The sequence below is a fragment of the Microbacterium sp. JZ31 genome, assembly GCF_016805985.1.
Taxonomy (GTDB): domain Bacteria; phylum Actinomycetota; class Actinomycetes; order Actinomycetales; family Microbacteriaceae; genus Microbacterium.
Genome location: NZ_CP017661.1, coordinates 1,098,472 through 1,121,432 on the forward strand (window position 1 = coordinate 1,098,472; position 22,961 = coordinate 1,121,432).

Consider the following 22,961-nt stretch of genomic DNA (forward strand, 5'->3'; position numbering starts at 1 on the left):
GCGGGAACGGCGGGCCCGTCGCGTTCCGCGGCGCGGGCCGCCGACTCGTAGCATCGGATGGTGAGCAGTGACCTCCTGATCCGTCCGCCGCGCGGAGCCGACGAATACCCGTCGCTGGTGAAGATCTGGCGCAGTGCGGTGGACGCCACGCACGACTTTCTCGCCGCCGATCACAAGGCGGAGATCGAACAGCGACTCGCATCCGACTATCTGCCCCACGTGCGCCTGGCGGTCGCCGAGCGGGACGGCAGGCCGGTCGGGTTCGCGGGGACGGATTCGGGGAAGCTCGAGATGCTGTTCATCGCCGCAGACAACCGCGGCGCCGGGATCGGAACGCGGCTGATCCAGCACGCCATCGAGGCACACGGGGTGGACTCCGTCGACGTCAACGAGCAGAACGCGCAGGCGGTCGCGTTCTACCGGCGCGTCGGATTCGCCGTGACGGGACGCAGCGCGCTGGACGGCGAGGGGCGCCCGTACCCGCTGCTGCACATGCGCCTGACCCGGTGAACCGCTGACCCCGTCGGCTGACGGGCGGGCAGGCCCGACCGATCCGTCTGACGCGATCGTTGTCTCCCTGGCGGATGGTCACTAGCGTTCGAGACATGGACACCGTGCGCGACGCCTCGCGATCCACCACAGCCGCCGGCGGCGCGGCGCTCGGCCTGGCCGCCGTCGCCGCGCTCTCGCTCACGGCGGCGCACCTCCTGAACCGCGGCACCGGCGCGGACGAGCTCGTCACGCTCGGCATGCTCCTCGGCTGGACCCTCACCGCCTGGTCGGCCATCGTCGGCGTCGTCGTCGCCGTGCAGCTCGGCCGCGGTCTGGCGCGTCGTCGAACCGCGCGGGCGGACATCCTGCTCCTCGTCGCGACGGTCGCGGTCATCGCCGCGACACTCGCGGTCTACCCGCCCTTCGGCAGCGGAGGAGCCTCCGCGTAGACGCGGCCGTGCCTCCGCCTCGCGGGCGCATGTTTCCACAGCGCCACGTCGGTGTCGAGCGGCTTTCGCCGCCATCGTCGCCGGCAGGAGACTCTCCGGCGGGAGGTTCGGATGACGGTGGATCGGATCGCGGACATCTGGGGGACCAGGACGCCCTTCGCGCGCGGTGAGCGGTGGCCCGTGCGGGTGGACACCAAGCTGGCGGAAGGACTCGGCAGCGACGACGTCGACCGCTGGGTGCAGTCGGCCTGCGTGCTGTGCAGCAACGGCTGCGCGACCGACATCGCGGTCAAGGACGGCCGGATGGTCGGCGTGCGCGGGCGCGCTGTCGACCGGGTCAATCACGGCCGCCTCGGCCCGAAGGGCCTGTTCGGCAGCTGGCAGGGGATGACGAGCGACGATCGCCTGACACGCCCGCTCATCCGGCAGGGCGGCGAGCTGATCGAGACCGACTGGGACACGGCGATGAACCGGATCGTCGAGCGCAGCCGCTCGCTGCTGGCCGACAAGGGGCCGCTGAGCATGGGGTTCTACAGCAGCGGTCAGCTGTTCCTGGAGGAGTACTACGCGCTCGGGATCATCGGCAAGGCCGGGATCGGCACGCCCCACATGGACGGCAACACGCGACTGTGCACGGCCACCGCGGCCGCGTCCATGAAGGAGAGCTTCGGCTCGGACGGCCAGCCCGGCAGCTACTCCGACATCGACGAGTGCGACGCGATCTTCCTCTTCGGCCACAACATGGCCGAGACGCAGACCGTGCTGTGGGCACGGGTGCTCGACCGCCTGGCGGGACCCCACCCGCCGCGCGTGGTGTGCGTGGACCCGCGAGGTACGGACGTCGCCCGCCACGCGGAGGTGCATCTCGCCGTGCGGCCCGGCACCAACCTCGCCCTGATGAACGGACTCGTGCGCGAGCTGTTCGTCACCGGCGGCATCGACGAGGAGTTCGTCGCGGCGCACACCATCGGCGTCGACGAGCTGCGCGCGACGGTCGAGCCGTGGACGCCCGAGAAGGTCGCGGAGACGTGCGCGGTGGATGCGAACGACGTCCGGCGCGCCGCCGCGATCTTCGCGACATCCGATCGGGTGCTCTCCACCGTGCTGCAGGGCTTCTACCAGTCCTCGGACGCCACGGCGGCCTCCTGCCAGGTCAACAACCTGCACCTGCTGACGGGCCGGATCGGCAAGCCCGGCTCGGGCATCCTGCAGATGAACGGTCAGCCCACCGCCCAGAACGCGCGCGAGGCCGGCGCGGACGGCGACCTGCCCGGCTTCCGCAACTGGGAGAACCCGGATCACGTCCGCGAGCTGGCCGAGCTGTGGGGCGTGCACGTCGATCAGATCCCGCACTGGGCGCCGCCCACGCACGCCATGCAGATCTTCCGCTACGCCGAGCAGGGCAGCATCGAGTTCCTCTGGGTGCAGGCGACGAACCCGGCGGTGTCCATGCCCGAGGCAGAGCGGATCCGTCGCATCCTCGCGGGGCCCGAGCTGTTCCTCGTGGTGCAGGATCTCTACCTCACCGAGACCGCGCGACTCGCCGACGTCGTGCTGCCCGCGGCCGGCTGGGGCGAGAAGCAGGGGACGTTCACGAACGTGAACCGCACGGTGCATCTGTCGGACAAGGCCGTCGAGCCGCCGGGGGAGGCGCGCAGCGACCTCGACATCTTCCTCGACTACGCGCGGCGCATGGACTTCCGCCGCGACGACGGCGCTCCGCTGATCGACTGGTCGGGGCCGGAGGACGGCTTCCGCGCCTGGCAGGAGTGCTCCCGCGGGCGGCTGTGCGACTACACCGGCCTCAGCTACGAGAAGCTGCGCGGCGGCAGCGGCATCCCCTGGCCGTGCAACGCGGACCATCCGGACGGCACCGACCGCCTGTATGCGGACGGCGTCTTCCCGACCGAGCCCGAGCGGGCCGAGAGCTACGGTCACGATCTGCTCACCGGCGCGACCATCGGCGAGATCGCCTATCGGGCGATGGCTCCGAACGGCCGGGCGATCCTGAAGGCGGCGGCCTACAACCCGCCGCATGAGGTGCCGAGCGACGAGTACCCGCTGCAGTACTCCACCGGGCGCACGGTGTATCAGTTCCACACCCGCACGAAGACGGGCCGCACCCGGCAGCTGCAGCGCGCGGCACCGTCGGCGTGGGCCGAGCTGTCGCGCGCGGATGCCGAGCGGCTGGGCGTGCGCGAGGGCGACATCGTCCGCGTGCGCTCGCCGCGGGGCGAGATCGTCGTGCCCGCGCGGGTGGGCGACGTGCGGGAGGGGTGCGTGTTCGCGCCGTTCCACTACGGCTACTGGGAGGACGGCCGGTCGGGACCGGACGATCGTCCGACGGCGGCGAACGAGCTGACGATGACGGAATGGGACCCCGTCTCGAAGCAGCCGATCTTCAAGGTCGCGGCCGTGCGCGTCGAGAAGGTGGCGGACGGCGCGGCGCCGGCACCCGCACCCACCACCTCCGCATCGCGCCCGGCCGATCCCGCTTCGGTGCCGGCGACGGTCGGCGGGGCGGACGCGCGGGCGGAGGAGTCGGTGATGGAGGGGACGGCATCATGAAGCTCGCCGTGTACATCGGACTGCTGCACGCGGGGGAGCAGGCGCTCGCACAGTCCTTCCGCCAGCTCGCCGACGGGCACGGCGACGAGCCGGACGTCTATCACCTGTGCCATACCCTCGCCCAGCAGTGCGACGAGCACGAGCAGCGGCTGGCGCCCATCGTGGAGCGGTACGGAGAGCAGCCGGACGCCGAACCCGAGCGCTTCCGTCTCGAGGCCATGAGCGAGAGCCGCACGGGTGCGCTCGCCCTGCTGCGCGACCTGCAGGATGTGCGGATGCTGGTCTCGTTCGTCGACACGACCTGGACCGTCGTCAAGCAGGGAGCCCTGGCGCTGCGTGACGAGGAACTGCTGGCGGTTGCGACGGACTGCGAGAGCCAGACGAAGCTGCAGCAGGACTGGCTGCTCACCCGCATCAAGCAGGCGGCGCCGCAGGCTCTCCTGGTGACCTCGTGACGCGGCCCGCCGTGCGGCTGCGGGAGAGCCGCACCGGAGCGGCGGCGTATGCCGCAACGCTGTGCCTGGTCGTGCTCGCCTGCGCCGGCGTCGTGGGGCTCGTGCTGAAGCAGCCATGGCTGTTCCCGAGCCTCGGGCCGACGGTCATGCTGTTCTTCGAGTCGCCCGCGTCGCCGTCCTCCCGTCCCGCCAATGCGCTGGTCGGACATGCCGTGGGCCTCGGAGCCGGGATCGCGTGCTTCTTCGCGCTGGGGTTGAGCGGGCAGCCGCCGGCGCCCGTCGGCGGGCTGACCGTGGCCTACGTCGTGGCGGGGGTGCTCTCGGTGGCGATCACGACTCTGGTGCTCAGCCTGCTGAACATGCCGCATCCGCCCGCCGGCGCCACCACGCTCATCGTCAGCCTCGGCATCCTCACCGAGCCGCCGCAGCTGCTCGCGATGGCCGGCGCGATCGTGCTGATCAGCCTCGCCGGGTGGGGACTGAACCGGAGCCTGCTCGGCCGCCGGGGATGACGGTCATCGGTCCGGTTCGCCCGGCAGTCGCACCACCGCCGTGACGACATCGCCGATGTCGATCCGCTCGGCGCGCTGCACGGCGACCTTGATCGGCAGCAGGAAGCGGCCGTCCTTGGGCCACATCGCGGTGTCGAACTCGGTCTGACCGACCGTGGCGATCACGGGGATCTGACCCCAGTACATGAGCCCACGCGCGGCGTCCTTGATCTCGGCGAAGAGCTCGGCAGGCAGGGGAGCGAAGACGAACGGCGCGGGTCCGCGCCACTCGATCAGCTCGGCCTCGAACTCCCACGCCACGCGCTCACCACTTCTCGAAGAAGGCCTGCAGCAGCGGGCCCGCGGTCGTGGCGCCCGATTCGCCCGTCTCGACGAACACGGCCACGGCGAGATCCCCGTGCGTGCCGATCATCCAGCTGTGCTTCGGATACGAGCCGTCCTCGCCCGGGTCGCCGTACTCGGCCGTGCCCGTCTTGGCTCCCACCGGCTCGCCCGGGATGCCGCCGAGGAACGTCGCCGAGCCCTCGGTCACGACCGCGCGCATGAGCTCCTGCAGAGCGGCGGTCTCTTCGGCGGTGAGCGGCTGATCCGGATCCGCCTCTCCCGTTCGATCCGCGACGAGGTGGGGGACGACCGTGCGGCCGGCCTGGATCGACGCGGCCACCGTCGCCATGCCGAGCGGCGTGGCCGTGACGCGCCCCTGACCGATGAGGTCGGCGGCCCGCTCGGTCTCGCTCTCGGGCTCGGGCACGGTGCCGAGCGCGGCGGGGTAGCCGAGATCAGGCGCCTCGCCGAGGCCCAGCGTCGCGGCGGCCGACGCGAGCGCACCGTCGTCGATCCGGTCCCGTGCGCCGATGAGCGCCGTGTTGCACGAGTTCGCCAGGGCCGTGCGGAACGTCACGTCGCCGAGCGCGGTCGCCGGATAGTCGTCGAAATTGTGGAACGTGTAGCCGTCGACGTCGAGGGTCTCGGGGCAGCTCAGCACGTCGTCGAGCGTGGCGCCCGAGCGCAGCAGCGCCAGCGAGGTGACGAGCTTGAACGTCGACCCGGGCGCGTACTGCCCCGCCGTCGCGGCGTTCATCCCGCCGTTTCCGGGACCGTTCGCCGCGGCGAGGATCTCACCCGTCGAGGGCCGGATCGCGACGAGCGCGCTGGCGGGCGCGCCCTCGCCCGAGATCCGCGACAGGATGTGCTCGGCCACGAGCTGCATCTGCTGGTTCAGCGTGAGCTCGAGCGGCTCGCCGGCCTCGCCCTGCCACTCGGCGAGCTCGCGCCGGGTCTCGTCGGCGCCGACGGCCTCGATGCGCAGCGTCGGCGTGCCGCGCAGCCGGCCGTCGTACGTCGCGAGCAGGCCTGCCATCCCCACACGGTCGCCCGGGTGGATCGTCCCCTCGGACTTCTCGACGACCTCGGCGGTCGCCTCGCCCACGTAGCCGAGGATCTCGCGCGCGAACGCACGGGTCGGCGCAAGGTCGACCTCGTCGGGCACGACGAGCGCGCCAGGGATGTCTGCGAACTCCGGCTTGACGTGCTCGCTCTCCTGGCCCTCGCGGACCGTCAGCGCCTCGACGAATGCCTCCGGCCCGGCAGCCTCGGCCGTCGCACGGAAGGCGGCCGGATCGATCCCGAGGGCGCCCGCGATCCGCTCGGCCGACGTGCCCACCTGATCCGCCGGCGTGTTCGCCTTGTCGAGGCCGTAGCGGCCCACGGGGCGCAGCGTGACGATCGGGTCGCCGCCCGCGTCCACCACGTCGGCACGCGGGCCGTATTCGCGCTGGACCTCGATGCGCTCCTCCGCGCTCAGCCCGGGCACGAGCGTCGCGGGCGTCCACTCGACCGCCCACTTCTGCTCCTCGCCCTCGACGAGCGCCGCTGTCGTGTCGTACGTCCACTCGTGACCCTCGACGTCCCACGTCCACCGCAGCGGCACTGTGCCCTCGCCGCCCTCGCGCTCCACCTCGCCCGCGGCCACCTTCACGTCGTACGCGGCGAGCGGCTCGACCTGCTCGGCGAACGCCGCGGCGGCACCCTGATCCGTCAGGGCGACGCCGTCCAGCGTATGCCCCGACAGGGCGGCGGCGAGGTCGTCGGCCAGCGTGCGCGTCGCCTCTTCTCCCGGGTCGGTGCAGCCCGTGAGGGAGACGAGGAGAGCGGTCAGCGCGACGCCGGCGCCGATGCGGGGGAGGATGCGCGAGTGAGCCGTGAGCACTCGGTCATCCTGGCATGGGCCGTCGACGTCCGCGCGGATCGGTACCGTGTGGTGACATGAGCGACTGGCGAGCGGATCGGATCGGCGCGGCTCTCGAAGGACGCAACCCGACCGTGCTGGCAGAGACAATGCGGGATCGCGGTGAGTGAGAGCGACTGGAGCGTCGAACCGCGCTGGAAGGAGGAGATCGTCTACCGCGAGGGCGGGCGGCGCTTCGTGTTCGAGGGCGGCTGGGGCATGACGCCGATGAAGCTCTACGTGCCGCACGCGGACGACTGGGACCGCGTGCTCCCGGCATGGATGCGCGGGCGTCGTGCGGAGATCCTCGATCGACTCGCGACGGCGGCGGGGCATGTGCTCGAGGTCGAGCCCAGCGGCGCGTCCCTCTATCGGCCGCACGACTGACGTCGTGCGGGGCGGATCCGTCAGCCGGCGGATTCGGCCGCGTCGCGCTTGCGCGGCAGCATCCACCACTCGACGAACTTCTGCGCGCGCCCGTCCGGGGCGAACCAGACCTCCCAGATGTTCGTGTAGTGCTTGCCGCCCGGGTAGTTCACGTGGCCCTTGATGATGCCGAGCCGATCGTCCTCGATCAGCACCTCGAAGTCGTACTCCGGGTCGTCGTCGCGGTCCGAGTCCCACATCTCGATGATCGCGTCGATGCCGCGGGTCGGCTCCGGATCGTTCGGGCGGAACCAGTACTCGGCGTCGTCGGTGAAGATCGCGCGCACGTCCGCCGCGTCGTACGACTTCCACGCGCGGAGATATCCGTCCAGCCAGTCCTGTGCTCGGGTCATGGCTCGTGTCTAGTCCGCCCGCGTGCGGGGCGCAATGCCGATGGCATCATCGGAGGATGCCCGAGCTGGTCGCGCCGCACCCCCGTTTTCACCGGTCGTTCCTGGAGTCTCACGCCGAGTGGGCCGGCGCGACGCAGGACGGCGCGGGGATCGACGACGAGGACGACGTCATCACGCCGGCCGGATTCGAGCGGTACACGACGTCGCTCGTGGCCGCCGAGAAGTCGCCGCGCCGACCGGGACGGGTGACAGACACCTACCGCTGGGTCGTGGAGGGCGACGAGTACCTGGGGGCCGTCTCCTTCCGACACGAGCTGACGGACTACCTGCTGAACTTCGCCGGCCACGTCGGCTACGGCATCCGCCCGTCCGCCCGCGGCCGCGGTCTGGCGACATGGGCGCTCGCGCGCACGGCCGATCTCGCCCGGCGACGCCGGTATCCGCGGATCCTCGTGGTGTGTCACGATCGGAACGCGGCCTCGGCGCGGGTGATCGAGAAGAACGGCGGTGTGCTCGAGGACATCCGGCGCGACGGCGATCAGGCACTGCGCCGGTACTGGATCGACCTCGGCTGAGAAGGGCGTGAAGGAGGCACCGCGCCTCCCCGCCCCAGCGCGCAGGGCACGCGACAATTGCCGGGTGCCCATCATCGACAACGCCGTGTACGTCGGCGGCCGCCGCATCGAGAACCCCGCGAGCCTCGAGGAGACCTTCGAGTACATGCGCTCGGAGGGCGGCATGGCGTGGATCGGGTTGTTCCGACCGACGCGCGAGGAGATCAGCCAGGTCGCGGAGGAGTTCTCGCTGCACCCGCTCGCGGTCGAGGATGCGCTGCAGGGCCACCAGCGGGCGAAGCTCGAGCGCTACGGCGACACGCTGTTCGCCGTGCTGCTTCCGGCGCGCTATCTCGAGCGCGAGGAGACCGTGGAGTTCGGCGAGCTGCACGTGTTCGTCGGCCCCGACTTCGTCGTGACGATCCGCCATGCGGAGTCGCCGGATCTCGCGCGCGTGCGCCGGCGCATGGAGGGGCAGCCCGAGCTGCTCGCGTTCGGTCCCGAGGCGGTGCTGTACGCCGTGATGGATGAGGTCGTGGACGAGTACGAGCCGGTCGTCGCCGGTCTGCAGAACGACATCGACGAGATCGAGGACGCGCTGTTCGGATCCGAGCACGCCGAGCTGTCGCAGCGCATCTACCTGCTCTCACGCGAGGTGATCGGCTTCCAGCGCTCCGCCGATCCGCTGCGCGCCATGCTGGAGGGGCTGCTGCGTGGCGCCGACCGCTACGGCGTCGACATCGAGCTGCAGCGGTCGCTGCGGGACGTGCTCGACCACGCCATCCGGATCGCGGAGCGCCTGGCGTCGTATCGCGCCATCCTCGACAACGCGCTCACCGTGAACTCGACGCTCGTGACGCGCCGCCAGACCGAGACGGCGCTGGCGCAGAACGAGCAGGTGAAGCGGATCTCGGGATGGGCCGCGATCCTGTTCGGACCGAGCATCGTCGCGGGCGTGTACGGGATGAACTTCGACCGGATGCCCGAGCTGTCGTGGGCGTGGGGCTATCCGATGGCGCTCGGACTCATGGTGCTGACCGCCGTGGGTCTGTACGTCGTGTTCAAATGGCGCCGGTGGATGTGACCCGCCAGGCGATACAGTCGCTCGAGTCGACGGCCATCCGGCCCACCGCGTCGTCCGCGGCCGGCGCTCGCACGTCGCCCTCACTGCAAGGAAGCATCGGAGGATCAGCATGACAACTCGAACCGCCATCGTGACCGGCGCCGCGCGCGGCATCGGAGCCGCGACCGCTCGCCGCCTCGCCGCCGACGGCAACGCGGTCGCCGTGCTCGACCGCCTGGAGGACCAGGCCCGGGAGACGGCGGAGGCGATCGTGGCGGACGGCGGACGCGCGATCGCGGTGGGCGTGGACGTCACGGACGAGAGCGCCGTGGCGACGGCCGTCGAGCGCGTCGCGGCCGAGCTCGGGGCGCCCACCGTGCTCGTGAACAACGCCGGCATCCTGCGCGACAACCTGCTGTTCAAGATGTCCGTCGACGACTGGGACTCGGTCATGGACGTGCACCTGCGCGGGGCGTTCCTCGTGACGCGTGCCGTGCAGGCGCACATGGTCGAAGCACGGTGGGGACGCATCGTGAACTTGTCGTCCATCTCGGCGCTCGGCAACCGCGGTCAGGTCAACTACGCCGCGGCGAAGGCGGGCATCCAGGGCTTCACGAAGTCGCTCGCGATCGAGCTCGGGAAGTTCGGCATCACGGCGAACGCCGTCGCCCCGGGATTCATCGTCACCGACATGACGAAGCAGACCGCCGAGCGCATGGGCATCTCGTTCGAGGAGTTCCTCGACGGCGTCGCGTCGCAGACGCCCGTGCCGCGCGCGGGACAGCCCGACGACATCGCGCACGCCGTGTCGTTCTTCTGCTCCGAGGGCGCCGGCTACGTGTCGGGCCAGGTGCTGTACGTCGCGGGAGGCCCGCGCGCCTGAGCCCTCGGGCCGACGTCCGGGTCAGATCGCGCCGGCCGCGCGCAGTTCCTCGAGCACGCGCTCGGCATACGCGTGGTGGCCGGCCGCGGTCAGGTGCAGGCGGTCGGCGCCGAACGGCAGGTCCCACGCGAGCGCCGAGACGTAGCGCGCGCCGTGCGCGGCTGCCGCGCGCTCGAGCGCGGCGTCGATCGCGCGCTCGCCGTCGCGGGCGGGCGCGTCCACGGGTCCGACGACGAGCACGTGCGTGACGCCGTCGGCCGCGTCCAGCACGCGAGCGGCGGCATCCGCGACGTCCTCCGGCTGCGCCTCCACGTCGTTCAGCCCGCCCTGGACGACGAGCACGTCGTCGGCCGCCGCCACCGCACGGTCGATGCGGTCGGTGAACGCGTTCGGCCCGCACGCGCCGCTGTTCACGAATCCCGTGAACGGGACCGCGTCGAGCGTGACGGTGAGCTCGGCGTCGAGCTGCGTGAGGGCGTCGGTCCAGCGCTGACCCCGGGCGCGCAGGGTGTCGCCGGCCGAGTACGAGTCGCCCAGCACCGTGATCTCGTGCGCGCCCTCACCCAGCGTCTCGATCTCGCCGTAGCGCTCCTGATAGGCGCGGATGTCGTCGCATCCGGGCGGCTCCGCCTGCGACCGGGCGAGGGCGACGATCGTGGCGCCGCCCGCCACCAGTGCGGACACGGTCACGGCGGCCATCACGATCCGGCGAGTGCGCATCCGTCCATCCTGTCCCCGGGACCTGCCGGGACGCTGAGTCGCGGTCCGCATGATCGGATCGGGCTGTCAACCCGGTGTCTGCGACGGGGTGGCCGCGCGTTGACTGGGGCTCTCGCCGGCGAACGCCGCCTGCGCGGAGAGGAGAGTCATGAAAGCCGTGGTCTATCGCGATGCCTTCGACGTGCGCTACGAGGAGGTGGAGGACTCACGCATCGAGGCGCCGCTCGACGCCGTGATCCGCATCACGACCACCAACATCTGCGGTTCGGATCTGCACCCGTACGAGGGACGCGCCGCCATGGAGTCCGGCATGACGCTCGGGCACGAGAACATGGGCGTGGTCGTCGAGGTCGGGCCGGGAGTGGAGCGGATCAAGGTCGGCGACCGCGTCTCGGTCCCGTTCAACATCGCGTGCGGCTCGTGTCGCAACTGCAACGCCGGGTTCACGTCGGCATGTCAGCGCGCCAACCCCTCGGGTGATCCGGGCGCGGGCTACGGCTACCCGATGATGGGTCCGTACCAGGGGGACAGGCGGAGTACCTCCGGGTGCCGTGGGCCGACTTCAACCTGCTCCTGCTGCCGGAGGGCACCGAGCACGAGAGCGACTTCGCGCTGCTGTCCGACATCTTCCCTACCGGGTATCACGGTGCGGAGATGGCGGGTGTCAAGCCCGGCAGCTCCGTCGTGATCTTCGGCGCCGGACCGGTCGGTCTCATGGCCGCGCACAGCTCGATGCTGAAGGGCGCCGCCCAGGTCTTCGTCGTCGATAAGGAGCCCGATCGACTCGCGCTCGCCGAGCGGTTCGGCGCCACGGCCATCGACTTCTCGCAGACCGACGTCGAGCAGGTCGTCATGGACGCCACCGGCGGACAGGGGGCGGACTGCGGCGTCGAGGCGGTGGGGTACCAGGCGCACGACGCCGCGGGGCAGGAGCACCCCGAGCTCGTGCTCGACCAGCTCGTGAAGGTCGTCCGTGCGACCGGCGGCCTCGGCGTCGTGGGCGTCTACGTGCCGCAGGATCCGGGTGCGGCGACCGAGCCGGCGAAGGAGGGGCGCTACGACTTCCAGTTCGGCACCGCCTTCACGAAGGGGCTCACGATCGGCACCGGCCAGTGCCCGGTCAAGCGCTACAACCGGGAGCTGCGGGACCTGATCATCCAGGGCCGGGCGAACCCGGGCCTGATCGTCTCGCACGAGCTCGATCTCAGCGAGGGGCCGGAGGCCTACGAGCGGTTCGACAAGCGCGAGGACGGCTGGACCAAGGTCCTGCTGCACCCGACGGCCGCCTGATCGAGGAGGAATCGATGCACGCACTCGCCTTCAACTGCACACTCACGCCGTCTCCGGACGCGTCGAGCACCGAGCTGCTCAACGGCCAGGTGCTCGAAGCGCTCGCCGGTTACGGCATCACGGGCGAGCAGATCCGGGTCGTCGACCACGACGTCAAGCCGGGTGTGCTCGATGACATGGGGAACGGCGACGCCTGGCCGGCGCTCCGACAGAAGGTGCTGGACGCGGACATCCTCGTCTTCGGCACGCCGACGTGGATGGGGCACATGTCGAGCATCGCCCAGCGCGTGCTGGAGCGGCTCGACAACGAGCTGTCCGTGACGGACGACGCGGGGCGGCAGATCCTGGCGGGCAAGGTCGCCGTGACGGTCGTCGTCGGAAACGAGGACGGCGCCCACGGCATCACGGCCGACCTGTACCAGGCGCTCGTCGACGCGGGCTACACCGTCCCGTCTCAGGGCGGCGTCTACTGGAACGGCGAGGCGATGAAGACGACCGACTACAAGGATCTCGAAGAGACGCCCGAGCAGGTCGCCAGCACCACCGCCACGCTCGCCCGCAACGCGGCGCACCTCGCGCGTCTGCTCAAGGAGTCGCCCTACCCGCCGCCGCCGCCGTCCGAGTGAGCGGATGACGCCGGGGGACGATGCCCTGAGCGCATGCGAGAAGGGGGTCCGGAAGATCCGGGCCCCCTTTCCGCGCGCTCAGGTGGCGGGCATGTCGAGGTACGCGTCGAGCAGACGCAGTGCGCGCTCGCCCTGGGGCCCGCCGGCCTCGACCTCCGCCCGCAGCGCCGAGCGCATCTCCTCGGCCGCATCGGGCGAGGAGGCCGCGGGCGGCAGCAGCGGCACGGCCGGGTCCGTGCGCAGATGCAGGACGTACGGGCGGTCACTTGCGAACGCGCGGCCCCACGCGGCGTCGAGGTCGTCCGCATCGTCGACGACCTCGCCGCCGAGGCCCAGCATGCGCGCGTACTCCGCGTAGGCGAACTCGGGCAGATCCTGCGTTTCGGCGAACCGCGGTGCGCCCTCCATCTCGCGCTGCTCCCAGCTCACCTCGGCCAGATCCCGGTTCTCGAACACCGCCACGACGAAGCGCGGATCGGTCCAGTCGCGCCAGCGCGCGGCCACCGTGATCAGCTCGGCCACCCCGGTCATCTGCATGCCGCCGTCGCCCGCGAGCACGACGACCGGACGGTCCGGCGCCCCCAGCTTGGCGGCGAGGCCATACGGCACGCCGCAGCCCATCGTGGCGAGCGTGCCCGACACATGCGCGGGCACACCGCGGGGGAGGCGGAGCTGCCGGGCGTACCAGTAGACGATGCTGCCCACATCCAGCGCGATGCGGGCGTCGTCGGGGACGTGCGCGTTGAGCGCGCGGACCGCGGCCTCCGGGTTCAGCGGCTCGGCCTGCACGGCCGCGCGGCGCTCGGCGGTCTGCCGCCAGCGGTCGACGGCGTCCCGCACGCGCGCCCACCATTCGTCCTCGGCCCGCTCCTCGACGCGCTCCGCGAGACCGCGGATGGCGGCGCCCGCGTCTCCCACGATGCCGACGTCCACGGGCAGGCGGTTGCCGATCATCCGCGGGTCGACGTCGATCTGGATGACGGCGGCCTGTCCCGGCGCGGGGTAGTACTCGGTCCAGGGGTCGTTCGATCCCACGATGAGCAGCAGGTCGCACGCGGTGAGCAGCTCGGCGCTCGCCGTCGTGCCGAGGTGGCCCATCGTGCCGGCCGCGTGCCGCAGCGACTCGTCGATGTAGGGCTTGCCCAGCAGGCTCGTGACCACGCCGGCGCGGATCCGCGTCGCGAGCTCGGCAAGTGCGTCGCCGCAGGACGCCGCACCCCGCCCGGCGAGGATCATCGGGCGCTGCGCCCGCCGCAGCCGGGCGGCGGCCTCGTCCAGACGCTCCGCGGGCGGGGTGACGAGCGGGGGCTCGAAGACCGCGCCCGTGCGCACCACGCCGTGCGACTGCTCGACGTCCGACGCCTCGGCGCTCTGGACGTCGTGAGGCAGGATGACGACCGCCGGCTGGCGGGTCGCGAGAGCGTTGCGGAACGCGCGGTCGATCGCGAGCGGCACCTGCTCGGGCGACGCGACCTGCGTGATGTACGCCGACGCGACATCCGCGAACAGCGTGCGCAGATCGACCTCCTGCATGTAGCCCGAGCCGAGCGTGCTGCGGTGCTGCTGGCCGATGAGCGCGACGACCGGCGCGTGATCGAGCTTCGCGTCGTACAGGCCGTTCAGCAGGTGGATGGCACCCGGCCCCTGGGTCGAGATCACGACGCCCGCACCGCCGTCGTACTTCGCCTGCCCCACGGCCATGAACGCCGCGTTCTCCTCGTGGCGGGCCTGCACGAACTCGATCCCGGCGTCCGAGCGGCGCAGCGCGTCCAGCACGCCGTTGATCCCGTCGCCGCTGTATCCGAACACGCGGCCGACACCCCAGTCGGCGAGTCGCTGGACGATCTGATCGGCGACCGTGGTCATGGGAAGCCCCTTCCGGCCTCTGCGAGGCGATGACGCGAGATGCGGTGGCGGCGACGCAGCGGAGTGGCGCCCCGGTACCGCGAGGCTACGAGCGCTGTGGCGGCGGAGGACATCCCTTGACACCACGACCGACCGGACCTACGGCGCCGGGCCGCGGTGGTCCGGCTCGCGCGCGGCCCTCGGTCCGTGGCCGCGGGCGTACGATTGCCCGCGTGACTTCCGACACCACACCGCAGAAGGCGCACACGGACGACGCCGCGCAGGCCGATCAGGCCGCCCCCGGCCTCGCCCCGCTCCCGCTGATCGCGCTGGGCGATGCGGATGCCGCGGTGTGCGTCGACGGGGTCTGCCGCCTCCCGGAGGCCTGACCCCGCGTCAGTCGTCGGTGACCGGTCGGCGGCCCATGATCATCGCGAAGATCGCGCCCGACAGGTTGTGCCAGACCGAGAACACCGCGGCGGGCAGCGCCGCGAGCGGCGAGAAGTGCGCGGCGGCCAGGGATGCCGCGAGGCCCGAATTCTGCATGCCGACCTCGACGGCGATCGCCCGGCGCTCGCGCTGGCTCATCCGCAGCGCCATGGCGGCGAGGTAGCCCAGCAGCAGCCCGAACCCGTTGTGCAGGAACACGGCGAGGAACACGAGCAGGCCCGCCTCCACGATCCGGTCGGCGCTGCCCGCGACGACCGCGGCGACGATGAGCGCGATCGCGATGGTCGAGATCCAGGGCAGCGCGGGCTGCGCTCGTTCGACCCAGCGGCGCAGCAGCAGGCGCACGACGAGTCCCGCCACGACGGGCAGCAGCACCGTCTGCAGGATCGAGATCATCATCGACGCGAACGGCACCTCGAGGAACTGGCCCGCGAGCCACAGCGTCAGCAGCGGCGTCAGGATCGGCGCGAGCAGGGTCGAGCAGGTCGTGATCGTCACCGACAGGGCGGTGTCGCCACGCGAGAGGTAGGTGACGACGTTCGATGCGGTGCCGCCCGGCGCGCACCCGACGAGGATGACGCCCGCCGCGAGCTCGGCGGGAAGCTGCAGCACGAGCACGATGACCCACGCCGTGAGCGGCATGATCAGGTACTGCAGCACAACGCCGATCAGCACCATCCACGGCCGCTTCAGGATGCGCGAGAAGTCGGGCAGCGTCAGCGTCAGGCCCATCCCGAACATCACGACGCCGAGCAGCCACGGCACCGCCTGCCCGAGCGGCGCGATCGCGTCCGGGAGCAGGAACCCGAGGATTCCCGCGACGATGACGAGGATCGGGAAGACGGTGACGGCGAGCCGTGCGGCTCGGTCGGCCGAAGCGGCGCCGACCTCGGGACGATGCGTGGTGCTCATCCCTCTTAGCTATCACGAGTGCAGCCCAAGCGCGCAATCTGCGCAGCCGTCGAGGTCACCGTGCAGAGGGAGTGAGCGGATCGCTCACTCCCTCTCCGGGTCAGTGACCGCCGTGGAAGCCGCCGCCGCCCGGCTGCTCCTCGGGCTTGCGCACGAAGAACGCCGCTGCGACCGCGATCACCGCGACGATCGCGGAGAACAGGAACGCCGCGCGGGCGCCCGCCGCACCGGCCGCGAGCTCCGCGACGCCGGCCGCCTCGCGCGAGGCGGACACGGAGGCCATGGTCGTGATCAGCACGGCGACGCCGGCCGCACCCGCCACCTGCTGCAGGGTGTTCAGCACGGCCGAGCCGTGCGAGTACAGGCGGGGCTGCAGCGAGCCGAGCGACGCCGAGAACAGCGGCGTGAACGACATGGCCATGCCGATCGACATCGCCACCTGCGCACCGACGAGCGCCGCGACGGGCGTCGACTCGGTCAGGGTCGCGTAGAAGATCATCACGGCGGCCACGAGAGCCGTGCCGGGGATCAGCAGGACGCGCGCGCCGCGGGCGTCGTAGATCCGGCCGATGATCGGGCCGAGGAGACCCATCATGATCGCGCCCGGGAGCACGACGAGGCCCGACTCGGTCGCCGAGAGCTGCATGACGTCCTGCATGTAGAGCGGCAGCGCCGTGAAGGTGCCGAACATCGCCAGCGACAGGATCGCGAGCACGACGATCGCGAACGTGAAGTTGCGCGACGAGAACACGCGCAGGTCGAGCAGCGCGTCGTCGGCCTTCTGCAGCGAGAGCTGACGCCACACGAACAGGCCGAGCACCACGACAGATCCGACGATGATGCCGATCGCGACGCCGGTCGGCATCGCCGCGGTCGACTCGCCACCGTGCGATCCGCCGGCCTGACTGAGGCCGAACACGAGGCCACCGAACGCGAGCGCCGAGAGGACGACCGACAGCACATCGAGCGGAGCGCGCGACGTGTCGCCGAGGTTCGTCATCCACTTCACGCCGATGATCAGCGCGACGATCGCGATCGGCAGGACGACGCCGAAGATCCAGCGCCAGTTCGCGATGTCGAGCAGCACGCCCGCCAGCGTGGGGCCGATGGCCGGGGCGAGCGAGATCACGATGCCGACGCGGCCCATGATGCGGCCGCGCGACTGAGCGGGGACGACGGTCATGACGGTCGTCATGAGCAGCGGCATGGTGATCGCGGTGCCCGCCGCCTGGACGACGCGGCCGATCAGCAGCGCGACGAAGCCGGGCGCGACCAGGCACAGCAGGGTGCCCGCCGTGAACAGCGTCATCGCCAGCACGAACGCCTGGCGCGTGGTGAAGCGCTGCAGCAGGAAGCCCGTCGTCGGGATGACCACGGCCATCGTGAGCATGAAGGCGCTCGTGAGCCACTGGCCGAGCTCGGGCGGCACGCCGAGGTCGGTGTTCAGGTGCGGGATCGCGATGCTCATCGTCGTCTCGTTGAGGATCGCGACGAACGCGGCGATCAGCAGCAGCCAGACGACGCGCATGCCGCGCGGGTCGATCTCGGGCGCGCGCGAGGGCGCGGAGACGGCGGGAATCGATCCGGTTCCGGGGGTGGTGTCGGTGGCGGTCATCGTTCTCCTCGAGGCGGGAAGGGCGAAGCACCCGGTGCGCATCGGGCGGTGATGCGGCAGAAGGCGGGCGGGCCGGCAAGAGGGCATGAGCATGCGCCGACGGTTCAGCCTAACGGGGGCTTCCGACGTCGTATTCCCGATCCGCGGGATTTCATCTCGAGGTCATCCGGCGGTCTCCTCCGGCGGCTCGAGGGCCGCGCGCTCGCCCGCGCCGGCACACCTCGCCCGGAAACTAGGCTTGCGGCAAGCGGTGCACCGAGCGGACGGAGACAGCCGAAGTGAGCATGGGGCGGGGCATGGGCGGCGTCCGTGGCGGTGGCGGGCGTCCCATCGACGAGGACGCGCTGCGGCGCCAGAACGCCGAGGCCCCGCGCATCCCGAACCTCGGCCGGCGGGTGATGGCGCTGTTCCGTCCCTACCGCGCGCGCATCGCCGTCACGGGACTGCTCGTCGTGCTCGGGGCGGCGCTCGGCGCCATCCCGCCGCTCGTGATCCAGCGCATCTTCGACGATGCCCTCTTCCCGGTGGACGAAGCGGCGGGAGTGATGGGATCCGTGCAGCTGGATCTCCTCGTGCGCCTCGTGCTGCTCATCGTGGGGCTCTACATCGTGAGCGCGCTCGTGGGCGTCGCGCAGACGTGGTTCACGTCGAACGTCGGCAACCGCGTCACGGGGGACCTGCGGGTGCGGATGTTCGAGCACCTGCAGGCGATGGAGCTCGCGTTCTTCACGCGCACGAAGACGGGCGTGATCCAGTCGCGGCTGCAGAACGACGTGGGCGGCGTCTCCGGCGTCCTCACCAACACCGTCGCGAGCATCCTGGGCAACACCGTGACGGTCATCGCGTCGCTCGTCGCGATGATCCTGATCGACTGGCGACTCACTCTGATCGCGGTCGTGCTGATGCCGATCCTGGTGCTCGTGCAGCGGCGGGTCGGGCAGATCCGGGCGAAGATCGCGGCGCAGACGCAGCAGTCGCTGTCGGAGCTGACCGCCATCACGCAGGAGACGCTGAGCGTCTCGGGCATCCTGCTGTCGAAGTCGTTCAACCGGCAGCGCACCGAGTCGGCGCGGTACGCCGACGAGAACGCCAACCAGATCCGACTGCAGGTGCGTCAGGCGATGAGCGGCCAGGGGTTCTTCGCGGTCGTGCACGTGCTGATGGCGAGCGTGCCCGCCGTGATCTATCTCGTGGCGGGCTTCCTGCTGGTCGGCGACCCCGGCATCATCACGGCGGGAACCGTCGTGGCGTTCACGACCGTGCAGGCGCGGCTGCTGCAGCCGCTCATCGGCCTGATGCGCGTGGCGCTCGACGTGCAGACCTCCGCGGCGCTGTTCGCCCGCATCTTCGAGTACCTCGACCTGAAGCCCGCGATCCAGGATGCGCCCGACGCCGTCTCGGTGACCGCCGCGCCCGGGCCGATCGGCCGCATCGAGTTCCGCGACGTGTCGTTCCGGTACCCCGACGCGGCGGCGGACACCCGGCCGACCCTGCAGCGGGTGTCCTTCACCGTCGAGCCCGGGCAGCAGGTGGCGTTCGTGGGCCCGTCGGGTGCCGGCAAGACCACCGTGCTGTACCTGACCCCGCGGATGTACGAGGCGTCGGAGGGCGCCGTGCTGTTCGCGGGCGAGGACGTGCGTCGCCTCACGCACGAGTCGATCATCGACCACGTCGGCATCGTGTCGCAGGAGACGTACCTGTTCCACGCGACGATCCGCGAGAACCTCCGCTACGCGAAGCCGGATGCGACCGACGCCGAGATCGAGCAGGCGTGCCGCAAGGCGAACATCCACCACATCATCGCGGGGTTCGAGGACGGCTACGACACGGTCGTGGGCGAGCGCGGCTACCGGCTGTCGGGCGGCGAGAAGCAGCGGATCGCGATCGCGCGCGTGCTGCTGAAGGATCCGCCCGTCCTGCTGCTGGACGAGGCCACCAGCGCGCTCGACACGGTGTCGGAGCGGATCGTGCAGGAGGCGCTCGAGACCGCCGCCGCGGGCCGCACCACGCTCTCGATCGCGCACCGCCTGTCGACCGTGATCGACGCCGACGTGATCCACGTGGTGGAGGCGGGCCGGATCGTCGAGTCGGGCACGCATGCCGAGCTCATCGCGCTCGGCGGGCTGTACGCCGAGCTCGCGGAGGAGCAGCTCGCCGCGAGCCGCGTGCTCGAGTCGGAGGTCGTGAACGAAGCGGCGGATCATCCGGAGCGCCGCGCCGACAGGCCGCCCGCCGACGACCGCCCGCTGCCGTCCACGCCCGTCGTGGTGGGGCCGCCGGCGCCAGGCGTTGCCGAGGCCTGAGGCGCAACGGGGCGCGGGGCCGTTTGCCCCGAACTGACGGCTGAGGGGCGGATTCGGCGTCACTTGGAGGCAAGTCCATCCGCGGGGAGTTCGTCCACAGGCGTCGAAGTGCCGTGGATGTTCTTCCGATCGGGGGAGAGCCGAGGGCCGAGATGGCGGGGCAGGGATGCTCGGGGCCATGACCCCGCACGCACCGCTTCCCGACCACCTCCGCGGGCAGGCCTTCCGCGTGGCGGACTGCGGGCTGTCCGCCCGCCGGCGACGCGGCACTGATCTGCGCCGCCCCGCCTACGGCACGCGGCTTCCCGCGGAGGTGACCGACCTCGCGTCGGACCTCCGCGCCCGGGCGCTCATGCTGCCGGAGGGCGCCGTGTACAGCCACGTCACAGTCGCGCTGCTGACCAAGGTCCCGCTCCCGCTCCGGCTCGCGGAAGCGCCGGCGATCCACGTCACCACCCCGTTCGGGACGCGCGCTCGCCGCGGACGGGGCGTCGTGGGGCACCAGCGGCAGCTGGCGCCGGAGGACAGGATGACGTGGTCGGATGTGCGCTGCACGTCGCGCGGGCGGATGTTCTGCGACCTGGCGGATCTGCTGAGCACCGCGGAGCTCGTCGCGGTGGGAGATCACCTGCTGCGCCGCTGGGGTGCGGGCCGGATGCGGCGGGAGATCGCCGCGGCCATCGAGCGGTATCCCCGGCGCCAGCGCCGTCCGATGCTGCGCGCCGTGCTCGCTCGCCTCGACCATCGGGCCGAGTCGCCCAAGGAGTCGGAGCTGCGCGTGCTCCTGCAGGACCACGGCTTCGAGGGATTCGAGGTGAACGGGGTGATCCGCGACGACGACGGCGGGTTCGTGGCGCGCGGCGACCTCGTGCTGAGGGCTCTGCGGATCGACGTCGAGTACGAGGGCGACCACCATCGCAGTCCTGCGCAGTGGCGGAGGGATCTGCAGCGCCGCCGCCGACTCGAGGCCCTCGGCTGGGTGTACCTCAGCGTCACCCAGGCCGACCTGGACGATCCGGCAGCGCTGCTCGCGGATCTACGCGCCGCGATCCTGAGCCAGCGCGCCCGACTTGCCCGAATCTGACGCCGATCCGGTCGAGAAGCCGTCACGTGGGGGCAAGTCGGCCACGAGGATCTCGTCCAGCTCGGCGGCGAAGTCGTCGACCGCCGCGCGGGAGTGCGCGTCGAGGTCGAGTGCCTGCAGGCGCGGGACGTCCATGCGCAGGATCTGGCCGATCCGGGCGCGCACCGCGACATCCGGACCCTCCCGGCGCAGGATGTCGAGACCCTCGCGCAGCGCGTCGAGCACGGCGGCGAGGACGGCGGGATCGGCCTCGTGCTGCGTGATCGAGGTGCCCTCCGCGCGCACGCGCCAGTGCACGACCGGCTCGGCGATCGTGTCGATCGCGCGGGCGCGGGCGTACATCGTCTGGGCGACGGCCTGGTCCTCGTACAGGCCCTGCGGGAAGCGCAGGTGGTGGGTGCGCCAGAAATCGGTGCGGCTCACCTTCGACCACGCGACGATGTTCGACGTGACCTCCGGATGGTCCGCGAGCGTCACGCCCGCGCGGCCCGGGACCGTGGAGTCCCGCACCCACGGCTGCACGGGGGAGGGCTCGTATCCGCCCGCGACGGGACGCAGGCGGGTGTACTGTCCGACCGCGATGTCGCTTCCGGTGCGCTCGAGGGAACCCACGAGCAGCTCGAGTGCGCGCGGGAGCATGACGTCGTCGCCGTCGAGGAAGCCGACGTAGCGCGTGTCGACCAGCTCGAGCCCCGTGTTGCGCGCCGCGCCCAGGCCGCGCTGCGCGGGGTGCGTCACGTGCGTGAACCGCGCATCCTCTCGCGCGAAGTCCGCGAAGACGTCGCCCGTGCCGTCCGTGGATCCGTCGTCGACGAGGATCGCGCGCCACGCCGCGAGCGTCTGCGCGCGCAGCGACGCGAGGGCCTCAGCGGCGTAGCGGGCGATGTTCCACCCGGGCACGATCACGGTCACGAGCGGCTCGGGAAGGGGCACCTCGCGATCCTATGGCCGCTGCGGATGCCGCGAGCCCGCGACCGAGGATCAGCGGATCAGGCGTGCACGGCGGCGACGGACGCCGCGATCGCCGCCGCCACCGGCGCGAGCCCCGCGCGGTGGTCGTGCGCGAGCGTGATGCGGACGGCGGTCTGGGCGACCTCTGGGGAGAGGCCGAGCGCCAGCAGCACGTGCGACGGGTCGGAGCTGCCCGCCGCGCAGGCGGATCCGCTCGACGACACGACGCCCCGGCGCTCGAGCTCGAGCAGCACCGTCTCGCCGTTCGTGCCCTCGAACGTGAAGCTCGCCGTGCCGGGCAGCCGCCGGTCCGGATGCCCCGTCAGCCGGGCCGACGGCGTGAGCGCGAGCACGCGCGCGATCAGCTCGTCGCGCAGCGCCGTGACGAGCTGGGCGTTCGCCGCCCGCTCGGCCTCCGCGAGCTCCAGCGCGGTGGCGAGAGCCACCGCGCCGGCGACGGACTCGGTGCCGCTGCGGCGGCCGCGCTCCTGCCCGCCGCCGTGCAGCAGCGGCTCGATCGGCACGCGTCCCCGCACCGCGAGCACGCCCGTGCCCTTGGGGGCGCCGAGCTTGTGACCCGCGATCGTCAGGGCGTCGACGCCCAGGTCGGTCAGCGGCAGCCAGCCTGCGGCCTGCACGGCGTCGGTGTGGAACGGCACGCGGCCGGCGGCGGCGCGCAGCGCCGGGATGTCCTGCACCGTGCCGACCTCGTTGTTCGCGTACGCGATCGACACCAGCGCGGTGTCGTCGCGCACGGCGGAGGCGACGTCCGCGGCGTTCACGATCCCGGCGGCGTCCACGGGCAGACGCGTGATCTCGAAGCCGTGCACGCGCTCGAGGAACTCGGCCGAGCGCAGGATCGACTCGTGCTCGATCGGGGACGTGACGAGGTGGCGCGCGCCGCGATCGAGCAGCGCCGCGATCGCGATGCCCTTGAGCGCGAGGTTGTTCGCCTCGGTGCCGCCCGACGTGAACACGATGTCGGCGCGGCGCATCCCGAGCAGGGCGGCCACGCGCGAGCGCGCGTCCTCCAGCGCGCGGGCGGCGCGCTCGCCGAAGGTGTGGCGACTGGAGGGGTTGCCGAACTCGCCCGTCAGGTACGGCGCCATGGCGTCGAGCACCTCGCGACGCACGGGCGTCGTGGCGGCGTTGTCGAGGTAGAGCATGCTCATCCGGCCCGCCT

General features: G+C 71.7%; 23 protein-coding genes and 1 pseudogene. 15 read left to right on the forward strand and 9 right to left on the reverse strand.

Features of this window, described 5'->3' with window-relative positions:
• Positions 1-60: 60 nt before the first annotated feature.
• From BJP60_RS05230 to BJP60_RS05250, 5 genes are all read left to right on the forward strand, one after another.
• Positions 61-510 carry an acetyltransferase gene (locus BJP60_RS05230; protein ID WP_442923408.1) on the forward strand — a complete coding sequence of 150 codons (450 nt, stop codon included), beginning with the start codon at positions 61-63 and terminating at the stop codon, positions 508-510.
• 95 nt (positions 511-605) lie between these two features.
• Positions 606-941 (forward strand): hypothetical protein, encoded by a 336-nt coding sequence (locus tag BJP60_RS05235; RefSeq protein WP_203138020.1) that lies wholly within the window; start codon positions 606-608, stop codon positions 939-941.
• A 111-nt stretch (positions 942-1,052) separates the two neighbouring features.
• On the forward strand, positions 1,053-3,509 hold the full coding sequence (locus BJP60_RS05240) for a molybdopterin oxidoreductase family protein (RefSeq protein WP_203138023.1): 2,457 nt from the start codon (positions 1,053-1,055) through the stop codon (positions 3,507-3,509).
• Positions 3,506-3,964 (forward strand): hypothetical protein, encoded by a 459-nt coding sequence (locus BJP60_RS05245; RefSeq protein WP_203138028.1) that lies wholly within the window; start codon positions 3,506-3,508, stop codon positions 3,962-3,964. The genes BJP60_RS05240 and BJP60_RS05245 overlap by 4 nt, the downstream gene beginning before the upstream one ends.
• Complete coding sequence (locus BJP60_RS05250; protein WP_203138029.1) at positions 3,961-4,476, forward strand: HPP family protein; 516 nt, start codon at positions 3,961-3,963, stop codon at positions 4,474-4,476. Before BJP60_RS05245 ends, BJP60_RS05250 begins: the two co-directional genes overlap by 4 nt.
• Positions 4,477-4,479: 3 nt before the next feature.
• Here BJP60_RS05250 and BJP60_RS05255 read toward each other — a convergent pair whose 3' ends face one another.
• Together BJP60_RS05255 and BJP60_RS05260 are read right to left on the reverse strand one after the other, a co-directional pair.
• On the reverse strand, positions 4,480-4,776 hold the full coding sequence (locus BJP60_RS05255) for a DUF1905 domain-containing protein (RefSeq protein WP_203138030.1): 297 nt from the start codon (positions 4,774-4,776) through the stop codon (positions 4,480-4,482).
• A gap of 4 nt (positions 4,777-4,780) precedes the next feature.
• Positions 4,781-6,685 (reverse strand): penicillin-binding transpeptidase domain-containing protein, encoded by a 1,905-nt coding sequence (locus tag BJP60_RS05260; protein WP_238439574.1) that lies wholly within the window; start codon positions 6,683-6,685, stop codon positions 4,781-4,783.
• 141 nt (positions 6,686-6,826) lie between these two features.
• Here BJP60_RS05260 and BJP60_RS15210 point away from each other — a divergent pair, with 141 nt between their 5' ends.
• The gene (locus BJP60_RS15210) at positions 6,827-7,090 is read left to right on the forward strand and encodes a hypothetical protein (protein WP_238439575.1); all 264 of its coding nucleotides are present in this window, start codon (positions 6,827-6,829) and stop codon (positions 7,088-7,090) included.
• Positions 7,091-7,110: 20 nt separating this feature from the next.
• Here BJP60_RS15210 and BJP60_RS05265 read toward each other — a convergent pair whose 3' ends face one another.
• Complete coding sequence (locus BJP60_RS05265; RefSeq protein WP_203138035.1) at positions 7,111-7,482, reverse strand: nuclear transport factor 2 family protein; 372 nt, start codon at positions 7,480-7,482, stop codon at positions 7,111-7,113.
• Positions 7,483-7,538: 56 nt separating this feature from the next.
• On the opposite strand from BJP60_RS05265, the gene BJP60_RS05270 reads away from it, so the two are divergent.
• The 3 genes from BJP60_RS05270 (at position 7,539) to fabG (ending at position 9,982) form a co-directional block, all read left to right on the forward strand.
• Positions 7,539-8,057, forward strand: a complete 519-nt coding sequence (locus BJP60_RS05270; RefSeq protein WP_203138037.1) for a GNAT family N-acetyltransferase — start codon at positions 7,539-7,541, stop codon at positions 8,055-8,057.
• A gap of 64 nt (positions 8,058-8,121) precedes the next feature.
• Entirely contained in the window at positions 8,122-9,120 is a 999-nt protein-coding gene (locus BJP60_RS05275) for a magnesium and cobalt transport protein CorA (RefSeq protein ID WP_203138039.1), read from the forward strand.
• Between the two features lie 109 nt (positions 9,121-9,229).
• Positions 9,230-9,982 carry a 3-oxoacyl-ACP reductase FabG gene (gene fabG / locus BJP60_RS05280; protein ID WP_203138041.1) on the forward strand — a complete coding sequence of 251 codons (753 nt, stop codon included), beginning with the start codon at positions 9,230-9,232 and terminating at the stop codon, positions 9,980-9,982.
• Positions 9,983-10,003: 21 nt separating this feature from the next.
• Here the strand turns inward: fabG and BJP60_RS05285 are convergent, their stop codons facing one another.
• Complete coding sequence (locus BJP60_RS05285) at positions 10,004-10,702, reverse strand: SGNH/GDSL hydrolase family protein (RefSeq protein ID WP_203138043.1); 699 nt, start codon at positions 10,700-10,702, stop codon at positions 10,004-10,006.
• Positions 10,703-10,850: 148 nt separating this feature from the next.
• Between BJP60_RS05285 and BJP60_RS15215 the strand changes: the two are divergent.
• From BJP60_RS15215 to BJP60_RS05295, 3 genes and pseudogenes are all read left to right on the forward strand, one after another.
• A pseudogene (locus tag BJP60_RS15215) lies at positions 10,851-11,132 on the forward strand (alcohol dehydrogenase catalytic domain-containing protein); the annotation flags it as partial.
• A 116-nt stretch (positions 11,133-11,248) separates the two neighbouring features.
• Positions 11,249-11,992, forward strand: a complete 744-nt coding sequence (locus BJP60_RS05290; protein WP_238439576.1) for a zinc-binding dehydrogenase — start codon at positions 11,249-11,251, stop codon at positions 11,990-11,992.
• Positions 11,993-12,006: 14 nt separating this feature from the next.
• Complete coding sequence (locus tag BJP60_RS05295; RefSeq protein ID WP_203138045.1) at positions 12,007-12,618, forward strand: flavodoxin family protein; 612 nt, start codon at positions 12,007-12,009, stop codon at positions 12,616-12,618.
• 78 nt (positions 12,619-12,696) lie between these two features.
• Here the strand turns inward: BJP60_RS05295 and BJP60_RS05300 are convergent, their stop codons facing one another.
• Complete coding sequence (locus BJP60_RS05300) at positions 12,697-14,484, reverse strand: thiamine pyrophosphate-requiring protein (protein ID WP_203138047.1); 1,788 nt, start codon at positions 14,482-14,484, stop codon at positions 12,697-12,699.
• A 212-nt stretch (positions 14,485-14,696) separates the two neighbouring features.
• Here BJP60_RS05300 and BJP60_RS05305 point away from each other — a divergent pair, with 212 nt between their 5' ends.
• Positions 14,697-14,852 carry a hypothetical protein gene (locus tag BJP60_RS05305; RefSeq protein ID WP_203138049.1) on the forward strand — a complete coding sequence of 52 codons (156 nt, stop codon included), beginning with the start codon at positions 14,697-14,699 and terminating at the stop codon, positions 14,850-14,852.
• A 7-nt stretch (positions 14,853-14,859) separates the two neighbouring features.
• Here the strand turns inward: BJP60_RS05305 and BJP60_RS05310 are convergent, their stop codons facing one another.
• Positions 14,860-15,825: a bile acid:sodium symporter family protein gene (locus tag BJP60_RS05310; protein ID WP_203138051.1), complete on the reverse strand. Its 966-nt coding sequence runs from the start codon at positions 15,823-15,825 to the stop codon at positions 14,860-14,862.
• Between the two features lie 100 nt (positions 15,826-15,925).
• Positions 15,926-17,440: a DHA2 family efflux MFS transporter permease subunit gene (locus tag BJP60_RS05315; RefSeq protein WP_203138053.1), complete on the reverse strand. Its 1,515-nt coding sequence runs from the start codon at positions 17,438-17,440 to the stop codon at positions 15,926-15,928.
• 296 nt (positions 17,441-17,736) lie between these two features.
• Here BJP60_RS05315 and BJP60_RS05320 point away from each other — a divergent pair, with 296 nt between their 5' ends.
• Both BJP60_RS05320 and BJP60_RS05325 read left to right on the forward strand, forming a co-directional pair.
• Positions 17,737-19,743 (forward strand): ABC transporter ATP-binding protein, encoded by a 2,007-nt coding sequence (locus tag BJP60_RS05320; protein ID WP_203138987.1) that lies wholly within the window; start codon positions 17,737-17,739, stop codon positions 19,741-19,743.
• A 178-nt stretch (positions 19,744-19,921) separates the two neighbouring features.
• The gene (locus tag BJP60_RS05325) at positions 19,922-20,827 is read left to right on the forward strand and encodes a hypothetical protein (RefSeq protein WP_203138055.1); all 906 of its coding nucleotides are present in this window, start codon (positions 19,922-19,924) and stop codon (positions 20,825-20,827) included.
• Here the strand turns inward: BJP60_RS05325 and BJP60_RS05330 are convergent.
• Positions 20,780-21,760, reverse strand: a complete 981-nt coding sequence (locus BJP60_RS05330; protein WP_203138056.1) for a glycosyltransferase family 2 protein — start codon at positions 21,758-21,760, stop codon at positions 20,780-20,782. The genes BJP60_RS05325 and BJP60_RS05330 overlap by 48 nt on opposite strands.
• Positions 21,761-21,816: 56 nt before the next feature.
• A complete protein-coding gene (locus tag BJP60_RS05335) occupies positions 21,817-22,944 on the reverse strand; it encodes a cysteine desulfurase family protein (RefSeq protein ID WP_203138989.1) in 1,128 nt (375 codons plus the stop codon).
• Positions 22,945-22,961: the final 17 nt, after the last annotated feature.

What these genes read in the sequence shown, in the direction of transcription:
- BJP60_RS05235 (WP_203138020.1), top strand. Translation starts at nt 606, where the DNA reads ATGGACACCGTGCGCGACGCCTCGCGATCCACCACAGCCGCCGGCGGC.
- BJP60_RS05240 (WP_203138023.1), top strand. Translation starts at nt 1,053, where the DNA reads ATGACGGTGGATCGGATCGCGGACATCTGGGGGACCAGGACGCCCTTC.
- BJP60_RS05245 (WP_203138028.1), top strand. Translation starts at nt 3,506, where the DNA reads ATGAAGCTCGCCGTGTACATCGGACTGCTGCACGCGGGGGAGCAGGCG.
- BJP60_RS05265 (WP_203138035.1), bottom strand. Translation starts at nt 7,482, where the DNA reads ATGACCCGAGCACAGGACTGGCTGGACGGATATCTCCGCGCGTGGAAG.
- BJP60_RS05270 (WP_203138037.1), top strand. Translation starts at nt 7,539, where the DNA reads ATGCCCGAGCTGGTCGCGCCGCACCCCCGTTTTCACCGGTCGTTCCTG.
- fabG (WP_203138041.1), top strand. Translation starts at nt 9,230, where the DNA reads ATGACAACTCGAACCGCCATCGTGACCGGCGCCGCGCGCGGCATCGGA.
- BJP60_RS05285 (WP_203138043.1), bottom strand. Translation starts at nt 10,702, where the DNA reads ATGCGCACTCGCCGGATCGTGATGGCCGCCGTGACCGTGTCCGCACTG.
- BJP60_RS05295 (WP_203138045.1), top strand. Translation starts at nt 12,007, where the DNA reads ATGCACGCACTCGCCTTCAACTGCACACTCACGCCGTCTCCGGACGCG.
- BJP60_RS05300 (WP_203138047.1), bottom strand. Translation starts at nt 14,484, where the DNA reads ATGACCACGGTCGCCGATCAGATCGTCCAGCGACTCGCCGACTGGGGT.
- BJP60_RS05310 (WP_203138051.1), bottom strand. Translation starts at nt 15,825, where the DNA reads ATGAGCACCACGCATCGTCCCGAGGTCGGCGCCGCTTCGGCCGACCGA.
- BJP60_RS05315 (WP_203138053.1), bottom strand. Translation starts at nt 17,440, where the DNA reads ATGACCGCCACCGACACCACCCCCGGAACCGGATCGATTCCCGCCGTC.
- BJP60_RS05320 (WP_203138987.1), top strand. Translation starts at nt 17,737, where the DNA reads ATGGGCGGCGTCCGTGGCGGTGGCGGGCGTCCCATCGACGAGGACGCG.
- BJP60_RS05325 (WP_203138055.1), top strand. Translation starts at nt 19,922, where the DNA reads ATGACCCCGCACGCACCGCTTCCCGACCACCTCCGCGGGCAGGCCTTC.
- BJP60_RS05335 (WP_203138989.1), bottom strand. Translation starts at nt 22,944, where the DNA reads ATGCTCTACCTCGACAACGCCGCCACGACGCCCGTGCGTCGCGAGGTG.